At 72.7% G+C, this 25897-nt stretch carries 21 protein-coding genes and 1 rRNA gene; 10 read left to right on the top strand and 12 right to left on the bottom strand.

Annotated features, from left to right (window positions below; genetic code table 11):
* Positions 1-42: 42 nt before the first annotated feature.
* From FGW37_RS18430 to FGW37_RS18420, 3 genes are all read right to left on the bottom strand, one after another.
* A 16S ribosomal RNA gene (locus FGW37_RS18430) occupies positions 43-1566 on the bottom strand.
* Positions 1567-2147: 581 nt separating this feature from the next.
* Entirely contained in the window at positions 2148-2618 is a 471-nt protein-coding gene (locus FGW37_RS18425; RefSeq protein WP_179082045.1) for a hypothetical protein, read from the bottom strand.
* Between the two features lie 73 nt (positions 2619-2691).
* On the bottom strand, positions 2692-2946 hold the full coding sequence (locus tag FGW37_RS18420; protein WP_246430438.1) for an SH3 domain-containing protein: 255 nt from the start codon (positions 2944-2946) through the stop codon (positions 2692-2694).
* 195 nt (positions 2947-3141) lie between these two features.
* On the opposite strand from FGW37_RS18420, the gene FGW37_RS18415 reads away from it, so the two are divergent.
* Positions 3142-5385: a protein kinase domain-containing protein gene (locus FGW37_RS18415; protein ID WP_179082044.1), complete on the top strand. Its 2244-nt coding sequence runs from the start codon at positions 3142-3144 to the stop codon at positions 5383-5385.
* A gap of 403 nt (positions 5386-5788) precedes the next feature.
* Here FGW37_RS18415 and ilvD read toward each other — a convergent pair whose 3' ends face one another.
* The 4 genes from ilvD to FGW37_RS18395 all read right to left on the bottom strand — a co-directional run bounded on the left by ilvD (position 5789) and on the right by FGW37_RS18395 (position 10412).
* Positions 5789-7642 (bottom strand): dihydroxy-acid dehydratase, encoded by a 1854-nt coding sequence (gene ilvD, locus FGW37_RS18410; RefSeq protein WP_179082043.1) that lies wholly within the window; start codon positions 7640-7642, stop codon positions 5789-5791.
* Positions 7643-7802: 160 nt separating this feature from the next.
* The gene (locus FGW37_RS18405; RefSeq protein ID WP_179082042.1) at positions 7803-8462 is read right to left on the bottom strand and encodes a TetR/AcrR family transcriptional regulator; all 660 of its coding nucleotides are present in this window, start codon (positions 8460-8462) and stop codon (positions 7803-7805) included.
* 20 nt (positions 8463-8482) lie between these two features.
* A complete protein-coding gene (locus tag FGW37_RS18400; protein WP_079110629.1) occupies positions 8483-9307 on the bottom strand; it encodes a sugar phosphate isomerase/epimerase family protein in 825 nt (274 codons plus the stop codon).
* Positions 9308-9470: 163 nt separating this feature from the next.
* On the bottom strand, positions 9471-10412 hold the full coding sequence (locus FGW37_RS18395) for a Ppx/GppA family phosphatase (RefSeq protein ID WP_179082041.1): 942 nt from the start codon (positions 10410-10412) through the stop codon (positions 9471-9473).
* A gap of 135 nt (positions 10413-10547) precedes the next feature.
* Between FGW37_RS18395 and FGW37_RS18390 the strand changes: the two genes are divergently transcribed.
* Complete coding sequence (locus tag FGW37_RS18390; protein ID WP_425506650.1) at positions 10548-11348, top strand: DUF3109 family protein; 801 nt, start codon at positions 10548-10550, stop codon at positions 11346-11348.
* Between the two features lie 446 nt (positions 11349-11794).
* Here FGW37_RS18390 and FGW37_RS33865 read toward each other — a convergent pair whose 3' ends face one another.
* Entirely contained in the window at positions 11795-13570 is a 1776-nt protein-coding gene (locus tag FGW37_RS33865) for a BACON domain-containing protein (RefSeq protein WP_281394846.1), read from the bottom strand.
* A gap of 246 nt (positions 13571-13816) precedes the next feature.
* Here FGW37_RS33865 and radA point away from each other — a divergent pair, with 246 nt between their 5' ends.
* Positions 13817-15274: a DNA repair protein RadA gene (gene radA, locus FGW37_RS18380; RefSeq protein WP_179082038.1), complete on the top strand. Its 1458-nt coding sequence runs from the start codon at positions 13817-13819 to the stop codon at positions 15272-15274.
* A 120-nt stretch (positions 15275-15394) separates the two neighbouring features.
* Positions 15395-16519, top strand: a complete 1125-nt coding sequence (gene disA, locus FGW37_RS18375) for a DNA integrity scanning diadenylate cyclase DisA (protein WP_179082037.1) — start codon at positions 15395-15397, stop codon at positions 16517-16519.
* A gap of 172 nt (positions 16520-16691) precedes the next feature.
* On the opposite strand, the gene FGW37_RS18370 is transcribed toward disA, so the two are convergent.
* Positions 16692-17531 (bottom strand): hypothetical protein, encoded by an 840-nt coding sequence (locus tag FGW37_RS18370; RefSeq protein ID WP_179082036.1) that lies wholly within the window; start codon positions 17529-17531, stop codon positions 16692-16694.
* Positions 17532-17715: 184 nt separating this feature from the next.
* Between FGW37_RS18370 and FGW37_RS18365 the strand changes: the two genes are divergently transcribed.
* The gene (locus tag FGW37_RS18365) at positions 17716-18306 is read left to right on the top strand and encodes a phosphatase PAP2 family protein (RefSeq protein WP_179082035.1); all 591 of its coding nucleotides are present in this window, start codon (positions 17716-17718) and stop codon (positions 18304-18306) included.
* 72 nt (positions 18307-18378) lie between these two features.
* On the opposite strand, the gene FGW37_RS18360 is transcribed toward FGW37_RS18365, so the two are convergent.
* The 3 genes from FGW37_RS18360 to FGW37_RS18350 are packed head-to-tail and all read right to left on the bottom strand — an operon-like array spanning position 18379 to position 21308.
* Positions 18379-18912, bottom strand: coding sequence for a pyridoxamine 5'-phosphate oxidase (locus tag FGW37_RS18360; RefSeq protein ID WP_179082034.1), 534 nt, complete (start codon positions 18910-18912; stop codon positions 18379-18381).
* A gap of 48 nt (positions 18913-18960) precedes the next feature.
* A complete protein-coding gene (locus tag FGW37_RS18355) occupies positions 18961-19593 on the bottom strand; it encodes a response regulator (protein WP_179084769.1) in 633 nt (210 codons plus the stop codon).
* A 35-nt stretch (positions 19594-19628) separates the two neighbouring features.
* Positions 19629-21308, bottom strand: coding sequence for a sensor histidine kinase (locus FGW37_RS18350; protein WP_246430437.1), 1680 nt, complete (start codon positions 21306-21308; stop codon positions 19629-19631).
* A gap of 120 nt (positions 21309-21428) precedes the next feature.
* Between FGW37_RS18350 and FGW37_RS18345 the strand changes: the two genes are divergently transcribed.
* The 5 genes from FGW37_RS18345 to cseC all read left to right on the top strand — a co-directional run bounded on the left by FGW37_RS18345 (position 21429) and on the right by cseC (position 25894).
* Positions 21429-22358: an HhH-GPD family protein gene (locus FGW37_RS18345; protein WP_246430436.1), complete on the top strand. Its 930-nt coding sequence runs from the start codon at positions 21429-21431 to the stop codon at positions 22356-22358.
* Positions 22359-22567: 209 nt separating this feature from the next.
* Positions 22568-23116 carry a SigE family RNA polymerase sigma factor gene (locus FGW37_RS18340; RefSeq protein WP_179082033.1) on the top strand — a complete coding sequence of 183 codons (549 nt, stop codon included), beginning with the start codon at positions 22568-22570 and terminating at the stop codon, positions 23114-23116.
* A complete protein-coding gene (locus FGW37_RS18335; protein WP_246430435.1) occupies positions 23104-23772 on the top strand; it encodes an LppP/LprE family lipoprotein in 669 nt (222 codons plus the stop codon). The genes FGW37_RS18340 and FGW37_RS18335 overlap by 13 nt, the downstream gene beginning before the upstream one ends.
* Before the next feature lie 7 nt (positions 23773-23779).
* Positions 23780-24487, top strand: coding sequence for a two-component system response regulator CseB (gene cseB / locus FGW37_RS18330; RefSeq protein ID WP_179082032.1), 708 nt, complete (start codon positions 23780-23782; stop codon positions 24485-24487).
* Positions 24488-24592: 105 nt separating this feature from the next.
* Positions 24593-25894, top strand: coding sequence for a two-component system sensor histidine kinase CseC (gene cseC / locus FGW37_RS18325; RefSeq protein WP_179082031.1), 1302 nt, complete (start codon positions 24593-24595; stop codon positions 25892-25894).
* Positions 25895-25897: the final 3 nt, after the last annotated feature.

Below are 25897 nucleotides of genomic sequence, written 5' to 3'. Positions count from 1 at the left end.
CCGTGCGAGTCATTCGCTCGCAGTCGGCCATATGCTCCTTAGAAAGGAGGTGATCCAGCCGCACCTTCCGGTACGGCTACCTTGTTACGACTTCGTCCCAATCGCCAGTCCCACCTTCGACGGCTCCCTCCACAAGGGTTGGGCCACCGGCTTCGGGTGTTACCGACTTTCGTGACGTGACGGGCGGTGTGTACAAGGCCCGGGAACGTATTCACCGCAGCAATGCTGATCTGCGATTACTAGCAACTCCAACTTCATGGGGTCGAGTTGCAGACCCCAATCCGAACTGAGACCGGCTTTTTGAGATTCGCTCCACCTCGCGGTATCGCAGCTCATTGTACCGGCCATTGTAGCACGTGTGCAGCCCAAGACATAAGGGGCATGATGACTTGACGTCGTCCCCACCTTCCTCCGAGTTGACCCCGGCAGTCTCCTGTGAGTCCCCATCACCCCGAAGGGCATGCTGGCAACACAGGACAAGGGTTGCGCTCGTTGCGGGACTTAACCCAACATCTCACGACACGAGCTGACGACAGCCATGCACCACCTGTACACCGACCACAAGGGGGCACCTATCTCTAGGTGTTTCCGGTGTATGTCAAGCCTTGGTAAGGTTCTTCGCGTTGCGTCGAATTAAGCCACATGCTCCGCTGCTTGTGCGGGCCCCCGTCAATTCCTTTGAGTTTTAGCCTTGCGGCCGTACTCCCCAGGCGGGGAACTTAATGCGTTAGCTGCGGCACGGACGACGTGGAATGTCGCCCACACCTAGTTCCCAACGTTTACGGCGTGGACTACCAGGGTATCTAATCCTGTTCGCTCCCCACGCTTTCGCTCCTCAGCGTCAGTATCGGCCCAGAGATCCGCCTTCGCCACCGGTGTTCCTCCTGATATCTGCGCATTTCACCGCTACACCAGGAATTCCGATCTCCCCTACCGAACTCTAGCCTGCCCGTATCGAATGCAGACCCGGGGTTAAGCCCCGGGCTTTCACATCCGACGTGACAAGCCGCCTACGAGCTCTTTACGCCCAATAATTCCGGACAACGCTTGCGCCCTACGTATTACCGCGGCTGCTGGCACGTAGTTAGCCGGCGCTTCTTCTGCAGGTACCGTCACTTTCGCTTCTTCCCTGCTGAAAGAGGTTTACAACCCGAAGGCCGTCATCCCTCACGCGGCGTCGCTGCATCAGGCTTTCGCCCATTGTGCAATATTCCCCACTGCTGCCTCCCGTAGGAGTCTGGGCCGTGTCTCAGTCCCAGTGTGGCCGGTCGCCCTCTCAGGCCGGCTACCCGTCGTCGCCTTGGTAGGCCATTACCCCACCAACAAGCTGATAGGCCGCGGGCTCATCCTGCACCGCCGGAGCTTTCCACCACCAACCATGCGGTCAGCGGTCGTATCCGGTATTAGACCCCGTTTCCAGGGCTTGTCCCAGAGTGCAGGGCAGATTGCCCACGTGTTACTCACCCGTTCGCCACTAATCCACCCCGAAGGGCTTCATCGTTCGACTTGCATGTGTTAAGCACGCCGCCAGCGTTCGTCCTGAGCCAGGATCAAACTCTCCGTGAATGTTTACCCGTAATCGGGTGTGACACTCGCGTTGAGCGGAACGACCAGGAGGAATAATCCCGGTCGTTCACAGCGTCCTCGCTGTGTTGCCTGCGCAATCCCGAAGGACCGGCAGGACTTTCAAAGGAACCGCGTCCCGGTCAAAACTGACCGAGGACGGGGTATTTTATAGTCTGGCGTTGACTTTTGGCACGCTGTTGAGTTCTCAAGGAACGGACGCTTCCTTTGTACTCACCCTCTCGGGCTTTCCTCCGGGCGCTTCCCTTCGTTGTTTCCAACCTTACCAGATCCGTTTTCCGGCCCGTTTCCGGTCCGAATTCCGTTTCCGGCCCCCTGTTGGAGCGGGGTTGTTTCGCGCCTTCCGGCGTGATCACTACTTTAGCGGATTTCCCCGGTGACTCCTAATCGGAGTCCGAGGCCTTCACAGTCCGAATTTCGGCAGGCCGAAATCCATCCCGTTCAGGGGCCGTGCAGTGGTGATTGCCGCCGGTGCGGCTCGAGTGGCTGCCCCGCCGTCCTTGCGGACCCCGCGGCAACTCGGAGAACACTACACGAGGTTTGGGGGCCGTGTTGCCACCCCCCTAGCGCTTGCGACGGCGCTTCCGCTCGCCCCGCCGCTCGTACCTCGCGACGGCCTCCTCGTACTCCCGGCGGTGGAGTTGCTCGCCGGGGGCTTCCTTGAGTGTGCGGAGCGCGTAGGCGAGCAGGGCGCCGACGAAGCCGATCATCATCAGGCTCTGCATCGACCGCTCGGCGTGGGGGTCGGCCCCGGGGTCGGGGCGGCGGCCGAAGCGTTCCCAGGTGCGGCGGAAGGCCAGGGCGCTGCACACCGCGAACGCGACGACCACCATGGCGTTGACCAGGCCGCCCACCTGGGCGATGGCCAGGCCCTCGTAGCCGAAGCGCAGGACCAGTGCGCCCGCCGCGGCGGCGGCAAGCGCGCCGAGGCCCGCGCCGACGCGGCGCAGGGCGTACCCGCCGTCGTGATTCAGCCACGTGGTGCCGAAGAACCTGATCGGTTCCGGCTGAGGTCCTTCCGGCTCTTCGCTCATGCCTCGATTATCCCGGCCGAGGTCAGGAGCCGTCAGGAGCCGTCAGGGGCCGCCGGGGCCTCAGGAGACGCCGTCAGGAGCAGCGGATGGCCACAAAGCCGTCGCTGCCCGTCTTCACATACGCGTCGGACACGTACTGGCCGGGGGCGATGCTGTCCCAGATGTCGGTGGTGCCGTAGGGGCCGGTGATTGTTTCCCCGCGGGTCTGGCAGCGGATCGCGACGCGGGAATCCTCCGGGAGGACGCGGACGATCTGGCTGCCGGTGTTCGGGCCACGGCGTACGTTGACCTGCTCGCCCGGAGCGACCGGGTAGTAGATGGTGGTCATTCGGCTTCTCCCCCGCTTGAGCGTTCACCGTCGATCAATGACGTGTTGATCGGTGCTGTGTAGATCAAAGACATGCAATGTCATGTGCAGTGCAGGCTAGCAAGGCGCGGCACGGCTTCCCGGGATTGCCGGATGCCATCGATTAGGCTCCGGACGCCGCGCACTTCGCGGCCGACAGACAACGGGGGTGGGGGAATGCCGCCGCTGCGCAGTGCCGGGACGGGCCCGGAAGCGGAGGATCCGGAATTCGCCGGCCGATACCGGCTGGAAGGGCGTCTCGGCTCCGGCGGCATGGGGGTCGTACACCTGGCCCGCTCCTCCTCCGGAATGCGGCTCGCGGTCAAGGTGGTGCACGCCGAATACGCGGAGGACCCCGAGTTCAGGGCGCGGTTCCGGCAGGAGGTCGCGGCCGCGCGGCGCGTGAGCGGTGCGTTCACCGCGCCCCTCGTGGATGCCGACCCCGACGGTGAGCGGCCCTGGATGGCCACCCTCTACATTCCCGGCCCCACCCTCTCCGAGCGCGTGAAGCGGAACGGGCCTCTCGGGCCGGCGGAGGTGCGGCGCCTGGCGGCCGGGCTGGCGGAGGCGCTGCGGGACATCCACCGGGCCGGCGTCGTGCACCGGGATCTCAAGCCGAGCAATGTGCTGCTCGCCGAGGACGGGCCCAAGGTCATCGACTTCGGCATCTCGCGCCCGTACGACAGCGAGCTGCGGACCGAGACCGGGAAGCTGATCGGTACGCCGCCGTTCATGGCGCCGGAGCAGTTCCAGCGGCCGCGCGAGGTGGGACCGGCGGCGGATGTGTTCGCGCTGGCCTCGCTGCTCGTGCACGCCGCGACCGGGCGGGGGCCGTTCGAGTCGGAGAGCCCGTACATCGTCGCGTACCAGGTGGTGCACACCGAGCCGGATCTGACGGGGGTGTCGGCCGATCTCGTACCGCTGATCCGGGACTGCCTGGCGAAGGAGCCGGAGCAGCGGCCGACGCCGGACGAGATCATGGCTCGGCTGCCGCGGGTTCCGCAGTACGGGGGGCGGCTCGTCGAGGCGGCCGCGCCGGACGCGTCCGTGCCGACGCATGTCCGTGTCCCTCAGGCTCGTGAGGACTCTCCGTCCTCTCCCTCTCCCTGCTCCTCTCCCTCCTCCGCTTCCGCTACCCCGGCTTCTCCCCTCCCTCGGCGGCGGCGTCTGATGTGGCTCGTCGCCGCCGGCGTCGCGACCGCCGCGCTCGTCGCCGGCGGGACGTGGGCGCTGAGCCGCAGCGGTGACGCGGACCGGCCGCTGCAGACGCGGCCCACCGTGGCTTCGGCGGACTGGCGGCCGTGGGAGACGTCCGTGCCGGAGGGCGCGGCGGGGGACGGCACGGTGCGGGCGGGGGCCTGTGTGTACGGAGGGGATGCGCTGTACTGCTCCGCGCGGGGCGTGCAGGCGGCTCGTATCGACGCCGACGACGGCAAGGTCGCCTGGCGGAGGAGCGCCGGCGACGGAGGCTCCAGGTCCGCCTCCGGTCCCGCCTCGGCCTCTGCCTCCACCGCTCCTGTGCCCGCCCCCGTGATCTCCGGCGGTCTCGTCCACGTCCTGTCGGGGGACGGCGGGCGGCTGTCGGCGCTGGACCCGGCGAACGGTGAGCCGCGCTGGACGCGGGACGTGTCCGCGTACCGCGGCCGGGTGTACCACGCGGGCGACACCGTGCTGCTGGTTGCCGCCGACGGCACGGTGACGGCCGTCGACGGCGGTACGAACAAGGAGCGCTGGCGGCACGGGCTGGGGCTGCCGGAGCGGTCCAAGCCGGTCTTCTCGTTCTACGGCCGGGGGCCGGTGTACGCCGTGGCGCCCGCCGGTCAGGGCCGTCACCGCACGCGGATCCTCGCGGTCGACCCGGTGCGGGGGACGACGCTGTGGGAGCGGACGGCGGACGGCGACCTGACCGCGGTGGGGGCCGGGGCCGGGGCGGACGGTGCGCTGTTGCTGACGGCTCCCGACAAGGACAACCGGGTGGTGGCCGTCGTCCGGTACGAGCCGGGCACGCGGCGCGAGACGCGCGTGCCGCTCGCCACGCCGCTCAACGTTGCGAGCGCGGTCGCTGCGGCCCGGGGTGATGCGGTGTATCTGCTGTCCACGGACGGCGGGCTGACGGCGGTGGGAACGGCTGAGCGCCGGGGGCAGCTGTGGCGGCTGGACACGTCCGTGGCCAATGCGTCCGCGCTGGTCGCCGCCGACGGTGACCGGGTGTACTTCTCGGCGGCGGACGGACGGCTGCTGGCCGTCGGCACGGCCAAGGGGACGCTGCTCGGGCAGACGTCCCCCCGCCTGACCCGGGCCGGGCGCGGCTACCTCGATCTGCTGCCGGCACCGGTCGCGGCGGACGGCCGGGTCTTCGGCGCGGCGCCGGACGGAACGGTGTTCGCGGTCAGCGCCCGGGATCCGTCGCGCTGGCGTTGACCCCTGCGGGGGGTACGGGATGGACGAGGGCCGTTTCGGCACCGCCGGTCACCACCGCGGTGGTCGAGCACCGCCGCGGCGGAAAGCATGATGCCGGCCCCTTGCGCTCCACGCCCTTGCACAACGCAGCAGCACAGCGTCGACTGCCGGCCAACCGACAACCGCCCGAGCCCGGACCGGCACCGCCGATCACCACCATCGTGGCCGCGCGCCATCGCGGCGGAAGGATGGTGCCGGTTGCCGCCGTCGTAGCCGACGGCCGGCAGTGCCAGCAGGTTACGAGCTGCCGGCAGCGCCTTTGTCCCGCCGCAGCGGCGAGCAACCCGCCGACAACGCTTCCGGCGGTGCCGAGCAGCCCTCAGGACCCGGCCGCCGGGCAAACCCGGCCGTCCGCTCAGGCCCGTCAGCCTTCCAGAAGGCTGACGTCCCGCACTGCGCCCCGGTCCGCGCTCGTTGCCATCGCCGCGTAGGCCCGCAGTGCCGCCGAGACCTTGCGTTCGCGGTTTTTCGGGGCGTACGTGCCGCCGAGGGCCTCGCGGCGGGCCGCGAGCTCGGGCTCGTCGATGAGGAGTTCGATCGAGCGGTTCGGGATGTCGATGCGGATGCGGTCGCCGTCCTGCACGAGGGCGATCGTGCCGCCCGACGCCGCCTCCGGCGAGGCGTGGCCGATCGACAGGCCCGACGTGCCGCCGGAGAAGCGGCCGTCGGTGACGAGCGCGCAGGCCTTGCCGAGGCCGCGGCCCTTGAGGAAGGACGTGGGGTAGAGCATTTCCTGCATGCCGGGGCCGCCGCGCGGGCCCTCGTAGCGGATGACGACGACGTCGCCCTCCTGCACGCCCTTGGAGAGGATCTTGTCGACCGCCTCCTCCTGCGATTCGCAGACGACGGCGGGGCCCTCGAACGTCCAGATCGACTCGTCGACGCCGGCCGTCTTCACGACGCAGCCGTCGACCGCCAGGTTGCCCTTGAGGACGGCCAGGCCGCCGTCCTTGGAGTAGGCGTGGGCGGCGTCGCGGATGCAGCCGCCCGCGGCGTCCACGTCGAGGGACTCCCAGCGCTCGGACTGGGAGAAGGCGGTGGCGGAGCGGACGCAGCCGGGGGCGGCGTGCCACAGCTCGACAGCCTCGGGGGTGGGCGAGCCGCCGCGCACGTCCCACGCCTCCAGCCATTCCTTGATGCCGGGCGAGTGGACGGTGTGCACGTCCTCGTTGAGGAGGCCCGCGCGGTAGAGCTCGCCGAGGATGGCGGGGATGCCGCCGGCGCGGTGCACGTCCTCCATGTAGTACGTGCCGCCGGGGGCGACGTTCGGGGCGACCTTGGCGAGGCAGGGGACGCGGCGCGAGACGGCGTCGATATCGCCGAGGTCGTAGTCCAGCCCGGCCTCCTGGGCGGCGGCGAGCAGGTGCAGGATCGTGTTGGTCGAGCCGCCCATGGCGATGTCGAGGGCCATGGCGTTGTCGAAGGCGGCGCGGGTGGCGATGTTGCGCGGGAGGACGGAGTCGTCGCCGTCCTCGTAGTAGCGCTTGGTGATCTCGACGACCGTGCGGGCGGCGTTCTCGTAGAGGGCCTTGCGGGCCGTGTGCGTGGCGAGGACGGAACCGTTGCCCGGCAGGGAGAGGCCGATGGCCTCGGTGAGGCAGTTCATGGAGTTGGCGGTGAACATGCCGGAACAGGAGCCGCAGGTCGGGCAGGCGTTCTCCTCGATGCGCAGCACGTCCTCGTCGGAGACGTTCTCGTTGACCGCGTCGACGATGGCGTTGATGAGGTCGAGCTTGCGGACCGTGCCGTCGACGAGGGTGGCCTGGCCGGCCTCCATGGGGCCGCCGGAGACGAAGACCACAGGGATGTTGAGGCGCATGGCGGCCATCAGCATGCCGGGGGTGATCTTGTCGCAGTTGGAGATGCAGATCAGGGCGTCGGCGCAGTGGGCCTCGACCATGTACTCGACGGAGTCGGCGATGAGGTCGCGGGAGGGCAGCGAGTAGAGCATGCCGGCGTGGCCCATGGCGATGCCGTCGTCGACGGCGATGGTGTTGAACTCGCGCGGGACCGCGCCCGCCGCCTTGATCGCCTCGGAGACGATCCGGCCGACCGGTGCGAGGTGGGTGTGGCCCGGGACGAACTCGGTGAAGGAGTTGGCCACGGCGATGATCGGCTTGCCGATGTCCTCGCTCGCTACGCCCGAGGCCCGCATGAGGGCGCGGGCGCCCGCCATGTTGCGGCCGTGGGTGACGGTGCGGGACCTCAGCTCGGGCATCCTGCTCCACTCCTCGCAGTGTGTGGCGCCGCGTCGGCGTATCGACGTGTCGGCGTCTTTCGAGACTACGCCCGCCCTCCAGGGGGCGGACAGTTTTTCCGCTATGTGAGACGCGCGTCCGCGGTGCAGGCCGAGACGCCCGTCCGCGGTGCAGGCGCCGTCAGGCGTGGCCCGCCAGGTGCCGCTGCACCGCCGGTGCCACTATCGCGATCACCTGCTCCAGGTCCGCCGACGCCAGCGGCTCGACCTTGATCACGTAGCGCAGCATGGCGACGCCGACGAGGTGGGCCGCGGCCAGCTCCGAGCGCAGCTTCGGGTCGGGGACGTCGAGCTCGCCCGCGATGCGGGCCATCAGCCGGGTGGTGACGAGGTCGCGGAAGACGGCGGCGGCGGTCTCGTTGGCGACGGCCGAGCGGACGATCGCAAGCAGCTGTTCGCGGGTGTCCGGGTTCTCCCACACGCCGAGGATGAAGCGGGTGAGCCGCTCCCCCAGGGCCTCCGGGCCGCCGGCCTGGACGACGTCCGGCGCTTCGAGTGCGGGTGCGAAGTCGGTGGCGATGGCGGCCGCGAAGATCTGTTCCTTGGGGCCGTAGTAGTGGTGGACGAGCGCCGGGTCGACGTTCGCGCCCCTCGCGATGGCGCGGATGGACGCCTTGTCGTAGCCGCGCTCGGCGAATTCGGCGCGGGCGGCGGCGAGGATGCGCTCGCGGGCGCCGGGGCCGCTGCCCGCGTCCGTCCGGGCGGGCCGGCCACGTCTCCTGGGGGCTCCGGCACCGCTCCCGGCACCGCTTCGGGCACCGGCACCGGCTCCCCCGCCCACTCCCCCGCCCCCTGCCGCGCTCACGGCCGGGGCACGCGGCTGGGCGAGGCCAGGTGCAGCCGGGTGAAGGCGAGGGCCTCGGCGAGGTCGGCCTCGCGCTCGGCTGCGGACATCGCGCGGCGGGTGTTGACCTCGATCACCACGTGTCCGTCGAAGCCGCGGGTCGCGAGGCGCTCCAGCAGCTCGGCGCAGGGCTGCTTGCCGCGGCCGGGCACGAGGTGCTCGTCCTTGGCGGAGCCGTTGCCGTCGGCGAGGTGGACGTGGGCGAGCCGGTCGCCCATCCGGTCGATCATCGCGATGGCGTCCGTCCGGGCGGTGGACGTGTGCGAGAGGTCGACGGTGAAGTGGCGGTAGTCGTCCTTGGTGACGTCCCAGTCGGGCGCGTAGGCGAGCATCTCGCGGTCGCGGTAGCGCCACGGGTACATGTTCTCGACGGCGAAGCGGACGTCGGTCTCGTCGGCCATCCGCCAGACGCCGCGGACGAACTCGCGGGCGTAGCCGCGCTGCCAGCGAAAGGGCGGGTGCACGACGACGGTGCTCGCGCCGAGCTTCTCGGCGGCCGCCCGGGCGCGCTGGAGCTTGACCCACGGGTCGGTCGACCAGACGCGCTGGGTGATCAGCAGGCAGGGTGCGTGCACGGCCAGGATCGGCACCTGGTGGTAGTCCGAGAGGCGGCGGAGCGCCTCGATGTCCTGGCTGACCGGGTCGGTCCAGACCATGACCTCGACACCGTCGTAGCCCAGGCGTGCGGCGATCTCGAAGGCCGTCGCCGTCGACTCGGGGTAGACCGAGGCCGTGGACAGCGCGACCTTCGCATCCGGGATGCGCACCACTGGCTCTGTCACGAGGGACAGCGTACGACCGCCTCTCGTACGGCGTGCGGGTACCTCCGATGTGGCGGGTCAGCCGTGGCGGTCAGCCGGGGGGGGCGGCGGGTCGGCCGTGGGGGCGGCGGGTCAGCCGTGGCGGTCAGCCGTGGCGGTCAGCCGTGGCGGTCAGCCGTGGCGGTCAGCTCTCCCTCGGGGTCGGCAGGTGATCCAGCCTGCGCAGGATGACCCCCTCGCGCAGCGCCCACGGGCAGATCTCCAGCTCGTCCACCCCGAACAGGTCCATCGCGCCCTCGGCGACCAGCGCGCCGGCCAGCAGCTGGTGCGCCCGGCCCTCCGACACGCCGGGCAGCTGAGCGCGCTGGGCGGTGGTCATGGCGGCGAGCCGGGGGACCCAGTCCTCCAGGGCCCGGCGGCTGAGGGCGCGCTGGACGTAGAGGCCCTCGGTGGAGCGGGCGGCGCCGGCGATGCGGGCGAGCTGCTTGAAGGTCTTGGAGGTGGCGACGACGCGGTCGGGCGGGCCGAGGCGCACGAAGTCGCCGACGATGCGGGCGATCTGGGCCCGGACGTGGCGGCGCAGGGCCCGGACGTCCGTCGGGTCGGACGGGTCGCCGGGCAGCCAGGAGGTGGTGAGGCGGCCGGCGCCGAGGGGGAGGGAGGCGGCGGCGTCCGGTTCCTCGTCCAGGCCGAGGGCGATCTCCAGGGAGCCGCCGCCGATGTCGAGGACCAGAAGCTTTCCGGCCGACCAGCCGAACCAGCGGCGGGCGGCCAGGAAGGTCAGGCGCGCCTCCTCGTCGCCGGTCAGGACGGGCAGCGTGAGGCCGGTCTCCTCCTGTACGCGGGCCAGGACCGTGTCGGCGTTGGCGGCCTCGCGGACCGCGGAGGTGGCGAACGGCAGGACGTCCTCGCAGCCCTTGTCCTCGGCGGCCTGCAGGGCGTCCTGGAGGACGGCGACGAGCCGGTCTATGCCCTTGTCGCTGATCGCCCCGTCCTGGTCGATGAGCTGGGCGAGGCGCAGCTCGGTCTTGTGGGAGTGGGCGGGCAGCGGGCGCGCGCCCGGGTGCGCGTCCACCACGAGCAGATGGACCGTATTCGAACCCACGTCGAGGACACCGAGTCTCATGGCCTGAACGCTACTGCCGGGGCCGGGGGCGCATAGGCTTGTGGGGTGGCAAAGACGAAGAAGGCCAAGCAGGGCAAGCAGGGCAAAAAGCGCGACCGCTCCGCAGCGGCCTCCAGCACCTCCTCCAGCACCTCGGTGACCTCGAAGAACCCGGCGACCTCGGCGACCCCGGCGAAGGCGCCGGCGGTCTCCGACGAGGTCGGGCTCGACTTCGCCCGCGCCTGGGTCGAGTTCCCGGACCCGGCCGACGACGAACAGGTCTTCCGCTGCGACCTGACGTGGCTGACCTCGCGCTGGACGTGCATCTTCGGCAGCGGTTGCCAGGGCATCCAGGCCGGCCGCGCCGACGACGGCTGCTGCACGCTGGGCGCGCACTTCTCCGACGAGGACGACGAGAAGCGGGTCGCCGGGCACGTGGCGCGGCTCACACCCGAGATCTGGCAGTTCCACGACGTGGGCACGGACTCCGGCTGGACCCAGCTCGACGAGGACGGCGACCGCCAGACGCGCCGCTGGAAGGGCTCGTGCATCTTCCAGAACCGGCCGGGCTTCGCCGGCGGCGCGGGGTGCTCGCTGCACATCCTGGCCCTGAAGGAGGGCCGCGAGCCGCTCGAGACCAAACCGGACGTGTGCTGGCAGCTGCCGGTGCGGCGGACGTACGACTGGATCGACCGGCCGGACGACACGCGCGTCCTGCAGATCTCCATCGGGGAGTACGACCGCCGCGGCTGGGGCCCGGGCGGCCACGACCTGCACTGGTGGTGCACCTCGGCGACGTCGGCGCACGGCGCCGGCGACCCGGTGTACGTGACGTACCGGCCGGAGCTCACGGAAATGATGGGCAAGGAGGCCTACGAGCGGCTGGTCGAGCTCTGCGAGGAGCGGATGGCTGCGCTGCTGCCGATGGCTCCGCATCCGGCGGACGCGCGCCCGTAGAAGCGGGCGCCCGGCGGCGGGCCTGCTGCGCGAGCACGGCGGGCGGCTGATTCGGCACCGCCGGGCTGCGGCGTCGTGGTCACGCGCCGCAGCGGCGGAGGCACGCTGCCGGACCGGCATGCATGAGCGCCTGCACGAACGCCCACCGGCCCGGCGGCGGGCCTGCTGCCGCGGACAGAACTGACGGCTGGTTCGGCACTGCCGGGCTGCGGCGTCGTGGTTACGCGCCGCTGCGGCGGGGGTGCGCTGCCGGACCGGCATGCATGAGTGCCTGCACGAGTGCCCGCGCTGCCGCTACCGCCACCGCCGCGTAGCCACGGGTGGCCGCAACCCGGACCTCCCATCCGCCGCGACGGCGCGCCACCACGACGGCGGCGACCGGCGGTGCCGGGCCGGGCCCGGGTGTTCGGGGGGTGGGAGCGGGGCCCGCTCGCGCCCCGGGGTGGTCACGGCGGGGTCGGGCCCGCCGGGGCCGGTGGTGTGCCCGTCGGTGTCGGCGGGGGCTGCGTGGCTGCGGGGGACGAGACCACCGGGCGGCCCCGGCCCTCGATCGTGACCGTCGTGCCGCCCGGTGCGACGGTCACCCGCGCGCGCCACGGCCCTGCCGGCTCCCGCTCGCCGTCGACTTCGATCACCACGGTCACGGACTGCCCGGGCTGCAGCACGCCGCCCGGCCGGCTCAGCCGTAGCCACGGCGCGTCGGCCGTCATCGACCACACCACCGCCTGCCCGCCGCTCGCCGTCAGCGTGACGACCGTAGCGGTGCCGCTGGGCTGCGCCGTGACGGTCAGCCGGCCGGGGCCGGGCGCCCGGGCGGCGGGCGGCGCGGGCGGCGGGGCGGCACCGCCCGCGGGGGAGGGCGGGGCGGTGCCGGGTCGCGGGGGCGGTACGGGTCTGCCGTCCGGACCGATGACCGCCACCGAGAGCCCGGTGGCCACGCGCCCGGGCGTGACGCCCGTGCCGGCGGGGCGCGGGGCGGGCCCCGGCCCCCGGTAGGGGCGCTCGCCGACGGCGCCGGTCTCCTTCGCGGAGACGGCCGCGGGGTCCGGGCGCGCCTCCCCCGTCTCCGGCGCGCCGCGCCACGCGGCCCACAGGGCGAGCACGGGCGCGGCGATGACGGTGGCGACGACGGTCGTGGTGACGGCCCGGCTGCGCAGGCGGCTGCGGCGCGCCGTGCGGTCCTTGGGGTCGACGGGGTAGCCGCGCCGGTCGAAGCGGGGGGCCGCGGGCGCCTGGGCGCCGCGCTGCCGGCCCGCGCTCACGGCGGACAGCATGGCGGCGTACGCGGCGGCCCGGGGCGCCCGGAGGAGGGGCAGGGGCGCCGAGGAGGCGGTCGTACCGGGCCAGGGCTCGCCGGCGGTGGACCGCTCGGCGGTGCGGCGGCAGTCGGCGCAGTCGTCGACGTGCCGTACGAGCTCGCGCCGCAGGGTCGAGCCGAGCAGCACCTGGGTGTCGCCCGCGAAGCGGGCGACGACGGGGCAGCGGCCCGATTCCACGACGGCCAGTGCCGTCCGGGTGCGCTCGACCTCGCAGGCCGCGGAGGACATCAAGGCGCGCGCGCCGTCGGTCTCCAGGCCGAGGACGGCGGCGACCTCGGGGGCGGTCAGGCCGTGCCGGACGGCCAGTTCGAGCGCCTCGCGCTGCTCGGCGGTGGTCCCGGCGGCCTCGGGCCAGGCGAGCAGCGCGAGCTCGGCCCGGCGGTACGAATCCGGCGGGGCGGGCGGCTCGGAGCCCGGGGCGTCCGGGTTCTCCGGGTCGACCTTCTCCAGGGCGACGTTCTCCGGGGCGATGTTCTCCGGGGCGACGAGCCGGCGCAGGCAGGCCCAGCGGGCGAGTGCGTAGAGCCAGGAGCGGCGCAGTTCCTCGTCGGCGGGGGCGCGCTCGCACCGCTTCTCGGCGAGGGCGAGGGCTTCGCCGAGGGCGGCGGTCGCGGCGTCGTGCTCGCACAGCACCGACAGGCAGTAGGTGAAGAGCCCGTCGAGGTGGGGGTCGTACCGCAGGGGCGGCTGCTGCGCGAGGGTGTCGTGCGGGCCGGCGGGCACGGCGGGAATGCGGGCCGTCTCGGCCACCGCGGCGGACGTCGCGGCCTCGGAGGCCGGCTGCTCCTCGTACGCCGCCGGCGCGTGCTGATTGTCCCGAGGCGGGCGGGCCTCGCGCGGCCCACCGCGGTGTGCGCGGTGCGCGCCGGTGGCATGCGGTCGGTGCTCTGGCCTCCTGGTCATCATCCCGGCGACGGTAGGCGGGTGACGGGCCGTTGCTGCCACTGCCGACGCAGGTTTAACCCATTCGGGTGACGTTCTCCCGCAAAATAGGGACACGGCTGCGCTGTCCCCCCTGAGTTTGCGGGGGAAGGCCCGCCGGACCGCGGAAACAGACGGCTCCGCGGTTCTGGTAATGGACGGAGCCCTGCGCGCCCCGCGCCGAACGGGGGCCCCGGAATGTCAGTGGCCCCCGCTACGGTGGCTCGCATGGCTGCCCGCACCTCACGCTCGTCCGCCAAGGACCGGCCCTCCTACCGCTGCACCGAGTGCGGCTGGACCACCGTCAAGTGGCTCGGCCGCTGCCCCGAGTGCCAGGCGTGGGGCACGGTCGAGGAGTACGGCGCACCCGCCGTGCGGACGACCGCACCCGGCCGCGTCTCCTCGGCCGCGCTGCCCATCGGCCAGGTCGACGGCCGCCGGGCCACGGCGCGCAGCACGGGTGTGGACGAGCTGGACCGCGTCCTGGGCGGCGGGCTCGTGCCCGGTGCGGTGGTGCTGATCGCGGGTGAGCCGGGTGTCGGCAAGTCCACGCTCCTGCTGGACGTGGCGGCGAAGGCCGCGTCCGAGGAGCACCGCACGCTCTATGTGACGGGTGAGGAGTCCGCGAGCCAGGTGCGCCTGCGCGCGGACCGCATCGGTGCGATCGACGACCACCTCTACCTGGCGGCCGAGACGGATCTGGCCGCCGTGCTGGGCCACCTCGACTCCGTCAAGCCGTCCCTGCTGATCCTGGACTCGGTGCAGACGGTGGCCTCGCCGGAGATCGACGGCGCCCCGGGCGGCATGGCGCAGGTGCGCGAGGTGGCGGGCGCGCTGATCCGGGCCTCCAAGGAGCGGGGCATGGCCACGCTCCTGGTCGGTCACGTCACCAAGGACGGCGCGATCGCGGGCCCGCGCCTGCTGGAGCACCTGGTCGACGTGGTGCTGAGCTTCGAGGGCGACCGGCACGCGCGGCTGCGCCTGGTGCGCGGCGTGAAGAACCGCTACGGGACGACGGACGAGGTCGGCTGCTTCGAGCTGCACGACGAGGGCATCACCGGCCTGGCCGATCCGAGCGGGCTGTTCCTCACCCGCCGTGCCGAGCCCGTCCCGGGCACGTGCCTGACGGTGACGCTGGAGGGCCGCCGCCCGCTGGTGGCCGAGGTGCAGGCGCTGACCGTCGATTCGCAGATCCCCTCGCCCCGCCGCACCACCTCGGGCCTGGAGACCTCGCGGGTGTCGATGATGCTGGCGGTGCTGGAGCAGCGGGGCCGGATCAGCGCGCTGGGCAAGCGGGACATCTACAGCGCCACGGTGGGCGGCGTGAAGCTGTCCGAGCCGGCGGCGGACCTGGCCGTGGCGCTGGCCCTGGCGAGCGCCGCGAGCGACACCCCGCTGCCGAAGAACCTGGTGGCGATCGGCGAGGTGGGCCTGGCCGGCGAGGTCCGCCGGGTCACCGGAGTGCAGCGGCGGCTGGCGGAGGCGGCCCGGCTGGGCTTCACCCACGCACTGGTCCCGGGCGACCCCGGCAAGGTCCCCGCCGGGATGCGCGTGGTGGAGGTGGCGGACATAGGCGAGGCGCTTCGAGTGCTGCCCAAGCGGGTACCCCGGGAGAACCGGCGCAGAGCCGGGTCGGACGACCGAGCCGGGGAGAGCCCTGTCCAAGCGGGTGGGGGCCCTCTTTAATAGGCTGGACGAATAGGCTGGACGCCCGCATACGCCAGTAGACTTTGCCCTGGTCTCGCCCGTACGTACGGAAAGCAGGGCGGCCTGCGGCACCGTTGACCTTGCGACCGGAGGAGTGCAGTGGCAGCCAACGACCGGGCATCGGGCCCCGGCAAGGCCGGGGGTTCCTCCGGTGCCGACGGTCTGATGCGCGCCTCGCTGAGCGCCGTCGCGCCCGGCACGGCCTTGCGCGACGGCCTGGAGCGCGTCCTCCGCGGTAATACGGGTGGCCTGATCGTCCTGGGCATGGACAAGACGGTGGAGTCCATGTGCACGGGCGGCTTCGTCCTGGACGTGGAGTTCAGCGCCACGCGCCTGCGCGAGCTGTGCAAGCTCGACGGCGCCCTGATCCTCGACAAGGACATCACCAAGATCGTGCGGGCGGGCGTGCAGCTCCTGCCGGATGCGTCGATCCCCACCGAGGAGACCGGCACCCGGCACCGCACGGCGCAGCGCGTCTCCATCCAGTGCGGCTTCCCCGTCGTGTCGGTCAGCCAGTCGATGCGCCTGATCGCGCTCTACGTGGACGGCGAGCGGCGGACACTGGAGGAGTCCGGGGCGATCCTCTCCCGGGCCAACCAGGCCCTGGCCACCCTGGAGCGCTACAAGCTCCGGCTGGACGAGGTCGCCGGCACCCTCTCCGCCCTGGAGATCGAGGACCTGGTCACGGTCCGCGACGTGACCGCGGTCTGCCAGCGCCTGGAGCTGGTGCGCCGCATCGCCACGGAGATCGCGGAGTACGTGGTGGAGCTGGGCACCGACGGCCGCCTGCTCTCCCTCCAGCTGGACGAGCTGATCGCGGGCGTCGAGCCCGAGCGCGACCTGGTCGTGCGGGACTACGTGCCGGAGCCGACCGCCAAGCGCACCCGCACCGTCCCCGAGGCCCTGTCCGAGCTGGACTCCCTCACCCACCCCGAGCTGCTCGAACTGCCCATCGTGGCGCGCGCCCTGGGCTACAGCGGCTCTCCGGAGACGCTGGACTCCGCGGTCTCGCCGCGCGGTTACCGCCTGCTGGCGAAGGTGCCGCGCCTGCCGGGCGCGATCATAGAGCGGCTGGTCGACCACTTCGGCGGGCTGCAGAAGCTCCTGGCCGCCAGTGTGGACGACCTGCAGACGGTCGACGGCGTTGGCGAGGCCCGCGCCCGCTCGGTCCGCGAGGGGCTGTCGCGGCTGGCGGAGTCCTCGATCCTCGAACGCTACGTCTGAGGCCCCTGCGCCCCGGGGCCGGGCCCTCGAACGCTACGCCTGAGGCCCTGCGCCCGAGGTTGGCCGAGCCCTCGAACGCTCCGTCCAGGACGGATCGGCCGTACGGCTCCTGCCGCTCCCGTATCGAACGGCCGGGCGGCGCGGCCGCACGCCCGGCCGTCAACCCTTTTCGTCAGGCCTTCTCCAGGGTGAATTCCACCTTTTCGGTGACACCCGCGATCCTGACCTCGGCCCGGTACTTACCGGCGCCCGCCGCCCCCTCACCGGAAGGCGTCGCACAGCGCGGGGCGCTGCGCTTGCGGTCCCATTCCACCGTGCGCTTCGTCTCGCCCGAACCGGGGAGCTCGACCAGCACCGCGCCCGCGGCCCGGGGGCAGTCGTCGGAGGCCCACACGTGGTCGTCGCCGTCGATATGCGCAATCTTCAGAATGGCGGCGGTGGAACCGAAGTTCACCTTGCAGGCACTTCCGCCGGAGTTCTTCACGACGATCTCGAACTTCGGCTTCTCGCCGGGCTCGTAGGAGTCCTTCACACTGCGGATCGCAAGCCGCACCGAGCCGGGCCCGCAGTCGGGCAGGGACGAGCCGGCCGGAACGGCCTTGCCGTCGCCGGTGCCGAGGGCGCCGCTGCCGCCGCCCGTGCCCGTCGTCCCGCCGCCGCCCGCACCGGAACCGCCGCTGCCCGAGGCGCCGCCGCCGGAGCGGCCGTCACCGGCACCGCCGTCCGTGCCGCTGCCGCCCGTACCGCCGCTGCCCGACTCGCCGCGCCCGCCCGGGCGTTGGCTGAAGTGCGGGCCGGAGGGCACCGGTCCGGGGGTGATGGTGGTGTTGTCGGCCGGGTTCTTTCCGTCCGAGCCCTTGCCCTGGGCATCACCTGAGCCGCCGTCACCCCCGAGGGTGACGAACCAGAGCCCGACGAGAACGAGAAGGCCGAGCAGGCCAAGCGCAACTGCCCTCCGCCGCCAATAGATGGAGGAGGGAAGCGGCCCGATCGGATTGCGCAGAGATCCCACGCGAAGACTCTACGAGACATCGGCGGGGGCGCCTGCCCATACCCGCCGGGTGGGTGCCGGATTTTCTCATCATCAGCCCGCTGTCAGGCGGTTTTCGCGGGCCGCCGTCTGACGAAAGTCGGATGGACTGCCTGCCGATAGCCCGGTGTGGCGCCGAAGTGACGGACCGTAGGCTCCCTGGACCATGGACACTGTGGACAACGGCCTCTATCGCGACGTCACCGAATTCGCCCGCTCCACACCGGAGTGGGTGCACAGCCTTGCGGAAATCGGCACGGAGGCCGGGCTGTTGCTGCTGATGGCCGTCGCCGTCGCCGTCTGGTGGCGCAACAGGCGGACGGGGGCGCGCGGCGTCGCGCTCGCGCTGCTCGTACCGGTCACGACCGCGGTCGCCTACGGGATCAGCGAGATCGTCAAGGTCCTGGTGGACGAGGAGCGGCCGTGCCGGGCGGTCCGGGGCGCGGTCGCCTCGCTCGCGCCCTGCCCGCCGCACGGTGACTGGTCGTTCCCCAGCAACCACGCGACGCTCGCGGCGGCGCTGGCGGCCGGGATCGTCCTCGCCCGGCGGGTGCTGGTGTGGGCCGTGCTGCCCATGGCCCTGCTCGTCGCCTTCTCGCGGGTCTTCCTCGGCGTGCACTACCCGCACGACGTGGCCGCGGGCCTCCTGCTCGGCGCCGCCGTGGCGCTCCTGGGCGGGCTGCTGCTCGCGCGGTGGGCCACCTCGCTCGTGGACCGGGCGGGGCGGGGACGGCTGCGGGTGCTGGTCCGGGCGTAGGCCGTCGCGGGGACGGGTCCCGCAGGCACAGGTCCCGCAGGCACAGGCCCCGCGGGGCTCACGCCGTGGGGCTCACGCCGTGGGGCGCGTCCACTCCGTCTTGTGGCCGAAGCCCTGGCCGTTGTCGACCAGCCGCAGCCAGTCGGGGCGCAGCTCCCACAGGTCGGTACGTTCCATCGCCTGCCGGAGCCGGTCGTTGTGGTCGACGTACGGGAAGCGCTCGCTGTACGCGCGCCACCCGGCCTCGCGCTCCGCGCCCTCCAGGCGGCGGCAGGTGCCGCGCCCTTGAAGGCCCGTCAGGGCCGTCCACACCTGCCCGTCGCGCTGGGCGGTGAACGCGACCCGGGCACCCGCGCCCGGGTCGCCCGTGCTCGCGGCGACGAGGGCGCGGCCGTGCCGGGTGGTGGCCGAGGTGACGAAGAGCAGCGCGGTGACGTCGTCACCGGGCGGTCCGGGCGGTCCGGCCGGGTCGGCGGGCCCGGCGAGGGCGTAGAGCACCGCGCACGCCTGCGGACCGTCCTCGTCCGCGTAGGCCAGGGTGAGGGTCGAGTGCGCGTCGAGAGCCGCCCGGATCTCGCGCGGCGGCCGCTGCTCCGTATCGCTCATGGCCCCATTCCACCGCGTCCGGCCGGAGCCGACCAATCGGGGGGCCGGTCAGCCCACGACCGAACCGGTGACCAGCCCCGCCTCGTAGGCGACGATCGCGGCCTGCACCCGGTTGCCGGCCCCCAGCCGGTCGAGGACCGCGCTCACGTAGCCCTTGACCGTGCCCTCCACCAGGTGGAGGCGCCGGCCGATCCCCGCGTTCGAGAGCCCTTCGCCCACCAGGGCGAGGACCTCGCGCTCGCGGGCCGTCAGCCCGGCGATCCGGGCGCGGGCGGCGGCCCCGCGCGTCAGGCGCTCGCCGCCGAGCTCGGCGATGACGTGCAGGGCGACCTTCGGGGAGAGGTAGGCGCCGCCGTCCGCGACGGCACGGACACCGGCCATCAGTTCGTAGGGATCGCCGGACTTGAGCAGGAAGCCGGTGGCCCCGCCGCCCAGGGCACGGGAGACGTAGGCGTCCTCGGAGAAGGTGGTGAGGATCGCGACGGCCGTGCCGGACGCGCTCCGGCGGATCTCCTCGCACGCGGCGAGGCCGTCCAGGCGGGGCATGCGGATGTCGAGGAGCGCCACGTCCGGGCGGTGGGCGCGGGCGGCTTCGACGGCCTCGTGGCCGTCCGCCGCCTCCGCGACCACCTCGATGCCGGGGTCGGCGGACAGGATCGCGCAGACTCCGGCGCGGATCATCGCCTCGTCGTCGGCGACGAGGACTTTGACGGTGCTCACCGCAGCCGCTCCTTCTCTTCCTGTTCCATGACCTCTTCCTGTTCTGCGAGGCCGGAGGGGCCGGAGGGGCCGGCGCGCGGGATGCGGCTCTTGGCGACGAGGTGCCCGTCGCGGAAGCAGAGCCGGAAATGTTCGACGCTGACGAAGAGTTCGCCGCTCGCCCGGTAGTAGCGGCACTCCGCGCCGGCGGGCGGCTCGACCGTGGCCCGGTCGGCCGGCGGGTCGGCGACCTGCCGGTCCGGCAGGACCGGGGCGACGTCGGCGTACGGCGCACCGACGGGCAAGGCGGCGTAATCGGCGGGCTTCAGGACCGAGTGGCCCTTGATGTACGCGTACCAGGCGAAGGCCGCGGCGAGGAAGACGGCACCGGAGGCGGCCGCGACGGCGAAGGGGACGGCGAACCGCCGCCGGGCGGTGCGGTGAGCCTGTGCGAGGCCCGCCGGTTGCCCGGTCGGTCCGGTCCGTCCGGTCCCTCCGGCCCCTCCGGCCGTCGAGGGCCGGGGTGCGGGGCGGAGCCCCGGCTCGTGCGGCAGACGCGCGCTCACCTCGAACGCCCCGCCGTCCCCGCAAGGCCCCGCCGTGAACTCGCCTCCCGCGAGCGCCACCCGCTCCCGCAGGCCCAGCAGGCCCGTACCGCCTCCGGGTGCCGGGGACGCGGCCGTGGGGCCGGGGCCCGGACCGGTCACGACCGTCACCGCGGTCTCCCCCGCCCCGCTCTCCACGGTCACCGAAACCTCCGCTCCCGGCGCGTGCTTGGCCGCGTTCGTCAGCGCCTCCTGGACGACGCGGTACGCGGCCCGCTCCACGAGCGGCGGCAGCGCCGTTTCGTAGGGCAGCCGGGCGCGTACGGGCAGGCCCGAGGCCGCCGCGCGGTCCACGAGGGCGCGGAGCGAGTCGTCCGGCGGGGTCAGCGGCGCGGGCGCGGCCGGGCCGGCGTCGCGCAGGACGCCGATGATGTCGCGGAGCCGGTCCGTCGCCGCCGCCGCGGCCTCGCGCAGGTCCGCGGCGGCGGCCCGGTGCGTCGCGTCGAGGCCGGGTGCGACCTGCAGGGCCCCGGCGCGCAGGGCGATCAGGCTGAGCTCGTGGCCGAGGGAGTCGTGCATGTCCTGGGCGATGCGGGTGCGTTCCCGCAGCCGGGCCCGGTCGGCGACGATCTCCTGTTCGCGCTCCAGTTGCGCCGCCCGGCTCCAGCCCGCGGCGACGAGCTCGCGGGCCTGGCGTCGGTACCGGCCGGCCAGCCAGGGGAAGACCGCGCCGAAGAGCAACGTGCCGGTCAGAACCAGCCATTCGACGACGGGGTCGACGTCGCGGGCGAGGACGAGCAGCGTGCCGGCGGCGGCGACGGCCGGGAAGGCGTACAGCGCGGGGCGGGCGGCGGCCGAGCGGCGGCCCAGAAGGTAGGCGAGGACGGAGAGCGCGGGCCCGTAGGAGAGCGTGAAGAGGGAAGGGGACGTGGCGAGCCCGAGTCCGGCGGCGAGGGCCAGGGCGAGCACCGGACGGGCCCGGGAGAGCGCCACGGCGACGGCGAGGACGGCCGCGCCGATGGCGCTCTGCCACCAGGGCCGGGGCGCGTTCACGCCGGTCAGGTCCGCGACCGCGCCGGGTACGGCGAGCACCGCCCACAGCAGGGCGTCGGGCAGGGCCCTGAACAGGGTGGTGATCGTGCGGCGGCTCACCGGTCCGACGGTACAAGCCGGCCCGTCCGCGCACCCCTGACGAAAGTCAGACGAAAGTCAGGGGAACGGGGCCCGGCGCGTTTCTCCGTCGCGCACGGCCGTGCCAGGATCGGAAGCGCCATGACTGTCACAGACCGCACCACCATCCGTTCCGAGTCCTCCTCCTCCGAGCCGCTTCCCGGGGAGCTCCACGGCCCGGTCATCGACTGGTTCGCCGCGAACGCCCGCGATCTGCCCTGGCGCCGCCCCGAAGCCGGCGCCTGGGGCGTGATGGTCAGCGAGTTCATGCTGCAGCAGACGCCGGTCAGCCGGGTGCTGCCCGTCTACGAGCAGTGGCTCGCGCGCTGGCCGCGCCCGGCGGACCTGGCGGCGGAGCCGCCCGGGGAGGCGGTGCGCGCGTGGGGCCGGCTCGGCTATCCGCGGCGGGCGCTGCGGCTGCACGCCGCCGCAACGGCGATCACAGAGCTGCACGGCGGCGACGTGCCGCGCGACCACGCCAGGCTGCTGGCGCTGCCGGGCGTCGGCGAGTACACGGCGGCCGCGGTGGCCTCCTTCGCCTACGGGCAGCGGCACGCGGTCCTCGACACCAACGTGCGCAGGGTGTTCGCGCGCGCCGTGAGCGGCGCGCAGTACCCGCCGAACGCGACCACCGCGGCCGAGCGCAAGCTGGCCCGGGCGCTGCTGCCGGAGAGCGAGCCGGTGGCCGCCCGCTGGGCCGCCGCGACGATGGAGCTCGGTGCTCTGGTGTGCACGGCGCGCACGCCGGTCTGCGGGCGCTGCCCGATCGCCGACCGGTGCGCCTGGCGCGCCGCGGGATCCCCCGCGCACGACGGCCCGCCGCGCCGCGGCCAGACGTACGCGGGGACCGACCGGCAGGTGCGCGGCAAGCTGCTCGCGGTGCTGCGCGAGGCGCTGGAGCCCGTACCGCAGGCGGCGCTGGACGCCGTGTGGGACGAGCCGGTGCAGCGGGCCCGGGCGCTGGACGGGCTGGTGGCGGACGGCCTGGTGGAGCCGCTGGCCGGTGGCAGGTACCGGCTGCCGCTGACGTAGCGCGCAGGGGGCTCCCGAACGGGACAGAGCCCCCTTTTCACGCCCTACCGCCCCTGCTCCCGCATCGCTGTTACACAACCTATGGACAGCTGTGCACCTGCCGCAGTGCTGCCGCACATCACGCCGCAACAGCTCCTCCGTAGCGTCCTACCCGTGCTGGGAGACCACCAGCGTGACGCGGGGAATGCAAGCGGAATGGAGGCTGCGAGATGGCCAGCAGCGGCAAGGTTCTGGACTTCGAGGAGTACGTGCGCAACCGTCAGGACGCCCTCCTGCGCAGCGCCCGCCGTCTCGTGCCGGACCCCATCGACGCACAGGACCTCCTCCAGACCGCCCTGGTGCGCACCTACGGCCGCTGGGAAGGCATAGCGGACAAGTCGCTGGCCGACGCCTACCTCCGCCGTGTCATGATCAACACTCGTACGGAGTGGTGGCGCGCCCGCAAGCTCGACGAGGTGCCCACCGAGCAGCTCCCCGACGCGAGCGTCGAGGACAGCACGGAGCAGCACGCCGACCGCGCCCTGCTGATGGACATCCTCGGGGTCCTGGCACCCAAGCAGCGCAGCGTCGTCGTGCTGCGACACTGGGAGCAGATGAGCACCGAGGAGACCGCGGAGGCGCTCGGCATGTCGACCGGCACGGTCAAGAGCACGCTGCACCGGGCCCTGGCCCGGCTGCGCCAGGAGCTGGAGAGCCGCGACCTGGACTTCCACGCCCTCGAGCGCAACGAGCGGGGGCAGGAACGGTGCGCAGCCTGAAAAAGGCGGCTCCCCCCAGGCCGGCACTGATCACCGGCGGCACGGTCACAGCTCTGGCCGCGGCCGCCGGTCTTCTGCTTGCCGGATGCGATGCGGGCAGCGAGGGCGTCCGCAAGGAAGGCACCGCGCAGACGCAGTCCGCGGCGAAGCCGACCCGCATGCCCTCGGCCTCGGCATCGGCGGGCCGGCCGCAGGAGAAGATCGACGCGGTAAAGCTGATCAAGAACGATCCGAAGATCGGCAGCCAGGTCAAGAAGGACCTGAAGCCGTGCGTGAAGAACCAGTACCCGCTGGATGTGATCTACGGGAAGCTGACCGACGGCAGCCGTGACGACATCGTCGTCAACATCCTCACGTGCGGCGATTCCGTGGGCGTGGGCTCGTATGTGTACCGTGCGAAGAGCGACGGCTCCTACGAGAACGTGTTCATGATCGAGCAGGCGCCCGTCTACTCCGAGATCGACCGCCGCGACCTCCGCGTCACCAAGCAGGTCTACGGCCCCGGTGACGCGGTCTGCTGCGCCTCGGGCGAAGATGTCATGACGTACCACTGGTCGGGTACGGAGTTCCGGGAGACCGGTCGCACGCACACCGACTACAGCAAGGTCGGCAACACCGACAAGGGCGATCTCCCCAGCGTGGGGACGGAGGGCTGAGGGCAGCGTGGCCGATACGCATGTGCTCTTCGTGGAGGACGACGACGTCATCCGTGAGGCCACCCAGCTGGCACTGGAGCGCGACGGTTTCGAGGTGACCGCGGTGCCGGACGGGCTGCTGGGGCTGGAGAAGTTCCGCGCCCGCAAGCCCGACATCGCGCTGCTCGACGTCATGGTCCCGGGCCTGGACGGGGTCAGCCTCTGCCGCCGGATCCGTGACGAGTCGACCGTTCCCGTGATCATGCTGTCGGCGCGCGCGGACTCCATCGACGTCGTCCTGGGCCTGGAGGCCGGCGCCGACGACTACGTCACCAAGCCCTTCGACGGCGCCGTGCTCGTCGCCCGCATACGGGCCGTGCTGCGCCGCTTCGGGCACGCCGGCGGGAAGAACGGCGCCGCCGGGGCCGACACCCCCGAGGAGCTGGAGGGCGGCGTGCTGCGCTTCGGCGACCTGGAGGTCGACACGGACGGCATGGAGGTCCGCAAGGGCGGCGCGCCCGTCGCACTGACCCCGACCGAGATGCGGCTGCTGCTGGAGTTCTCCGCCGCGCCCGGCACGGTGCTCTCCCGCGACCGCCTGCTGGAGCGGGTGTGGGACTACGGCTGGGGCGGCGACACCCGGGTCGTCGACGTCCACGTGCAGCGGCTGCGCGGCAAGATCGGCCAGGACCGGATCGAGACGGTCCGCGGCTTCGGCTACAAGCTCAGAGGGTGACGAGGGTGACCACCCCATGGTGATCCGCCCGGTGGCGCCCCGGCCGACGGCGATCCGCCCGGCGGGGACCGGCTCGGCGGGGACACACCCGGTGGGGACCGGCTCGTGGTGAAGCTCGCCCTCCGCTCCGGTCTGCGCTGGAAGGTCAGCCTCGCCATCGCGGGCGTCAGCGCGCTGGTCGCGGTGGCGCTCAGCCTCGTCGTGCACAACGCCGCCCGCCTGTCGATGCTCGACAACAGCCGCGACGTCATGGACGAGCGCGTACAGATCGCCCAGCGGTACTACGAGAACACCGGCCGGCTGATGCTGCACGCCAAGCTCGACGATCCCGCGCTGCCCAAGTCGCTGCGCGACGCCGCCGCCATCGGCCAGCGCGCCACGTTCCTGCAGGACTCCGGCGGCAAGGGCTCGCCCGAGGTCTGGGCCTCGGTGCCGGTCCGCAACGGCAAGATCCTCTCGATCCACACCCGGTTCAAGGACCGGTTCTCCATCATCGACGCACTCGACAAGGCGCTGATCATCGGCTCGGTCTCGGTCGTCCTCGGCGGCTGCGCGCTCGGCATCCTCATCGGCGACCAGCTCTCCCGCCGGCTGCGCAAGGCCGCGACGGCCGCCCGCAAGCTCGCCGACGGCGACTCCGAGGTGCGGGTGCGCGAGGCCATCGGCGGCCGCGTCCGGGACGAGACCGACGACCTGGCCCGCGCCGTCGACGGCATGGCCGAGGCGCTCCAGCGCCGGCTGGAGGCCGAGCGGCGCGTCACCGCCGACATCGCCCACGAGCTGCGCACCCCCGTCACCGGCCTGCTCACGGCCGCCGAGCTGCTGCCGCCGGGCCGGCCCACCGAGCTCGTCCGCGACCGCGCCCAGGCCATGCGCACGCTCGTCGAGGACGTGCTGGAGGTCGCCCGGCTGGACGGCTTCGCCGAGCGCGCCGAGATGCAGGAGATCCTGCTGGGCGAGTTCGTCGAGCGCCGGGTGCGCGCGTTCGCGCCCGAGGCCCGCGTACGGGTCGCCCGGGACGCCTACGTCTCCACGGACCCGCGCCGCCTGGAACGCATCATCGGCAACCTCCTGGCCAATGCCGCCAAGCACGGCAAGCCCCCGTTCGACGTCACCGTCGAGGGGCGCGTCCTGCGCGTGCGCGACCACGGGCCCGGCTTCCCCGAGGAACTGCTCCGGGAGGGGCCGAGCCGGTTCCGCACCGGCAGCAAGGACCGCGCGGGCAAGGGCCACGGCCTGGGCCTGACCATCGCCGCCGGACAGGCCCGGGTGCTGGGCGCCCGCCTGAGCTTCCGCAACGCCGACCCGGAGGTCGAGGGCGGCACGGGGGCCATCGCGGTGCTGTGGCTGCCGGAGTCGGCGCCGACGAGCACGGGGACGTTCCCGATCATCCAGGTGCCGGACTAGCGG

Origin of the sequence: Streptomyces rectiverticillatus (assembly GCF_013394065.1) — a bacterium.
GTDB lineage: Bacteria > Actinomycetota > Actinomycetes > Streptomycetales > Streptomycetaceae > Streptomyces > Streptomyces rectiverticillatus.
This window is presented reverse-complemented; position numbering and strand designations above follow the sequence as displayed.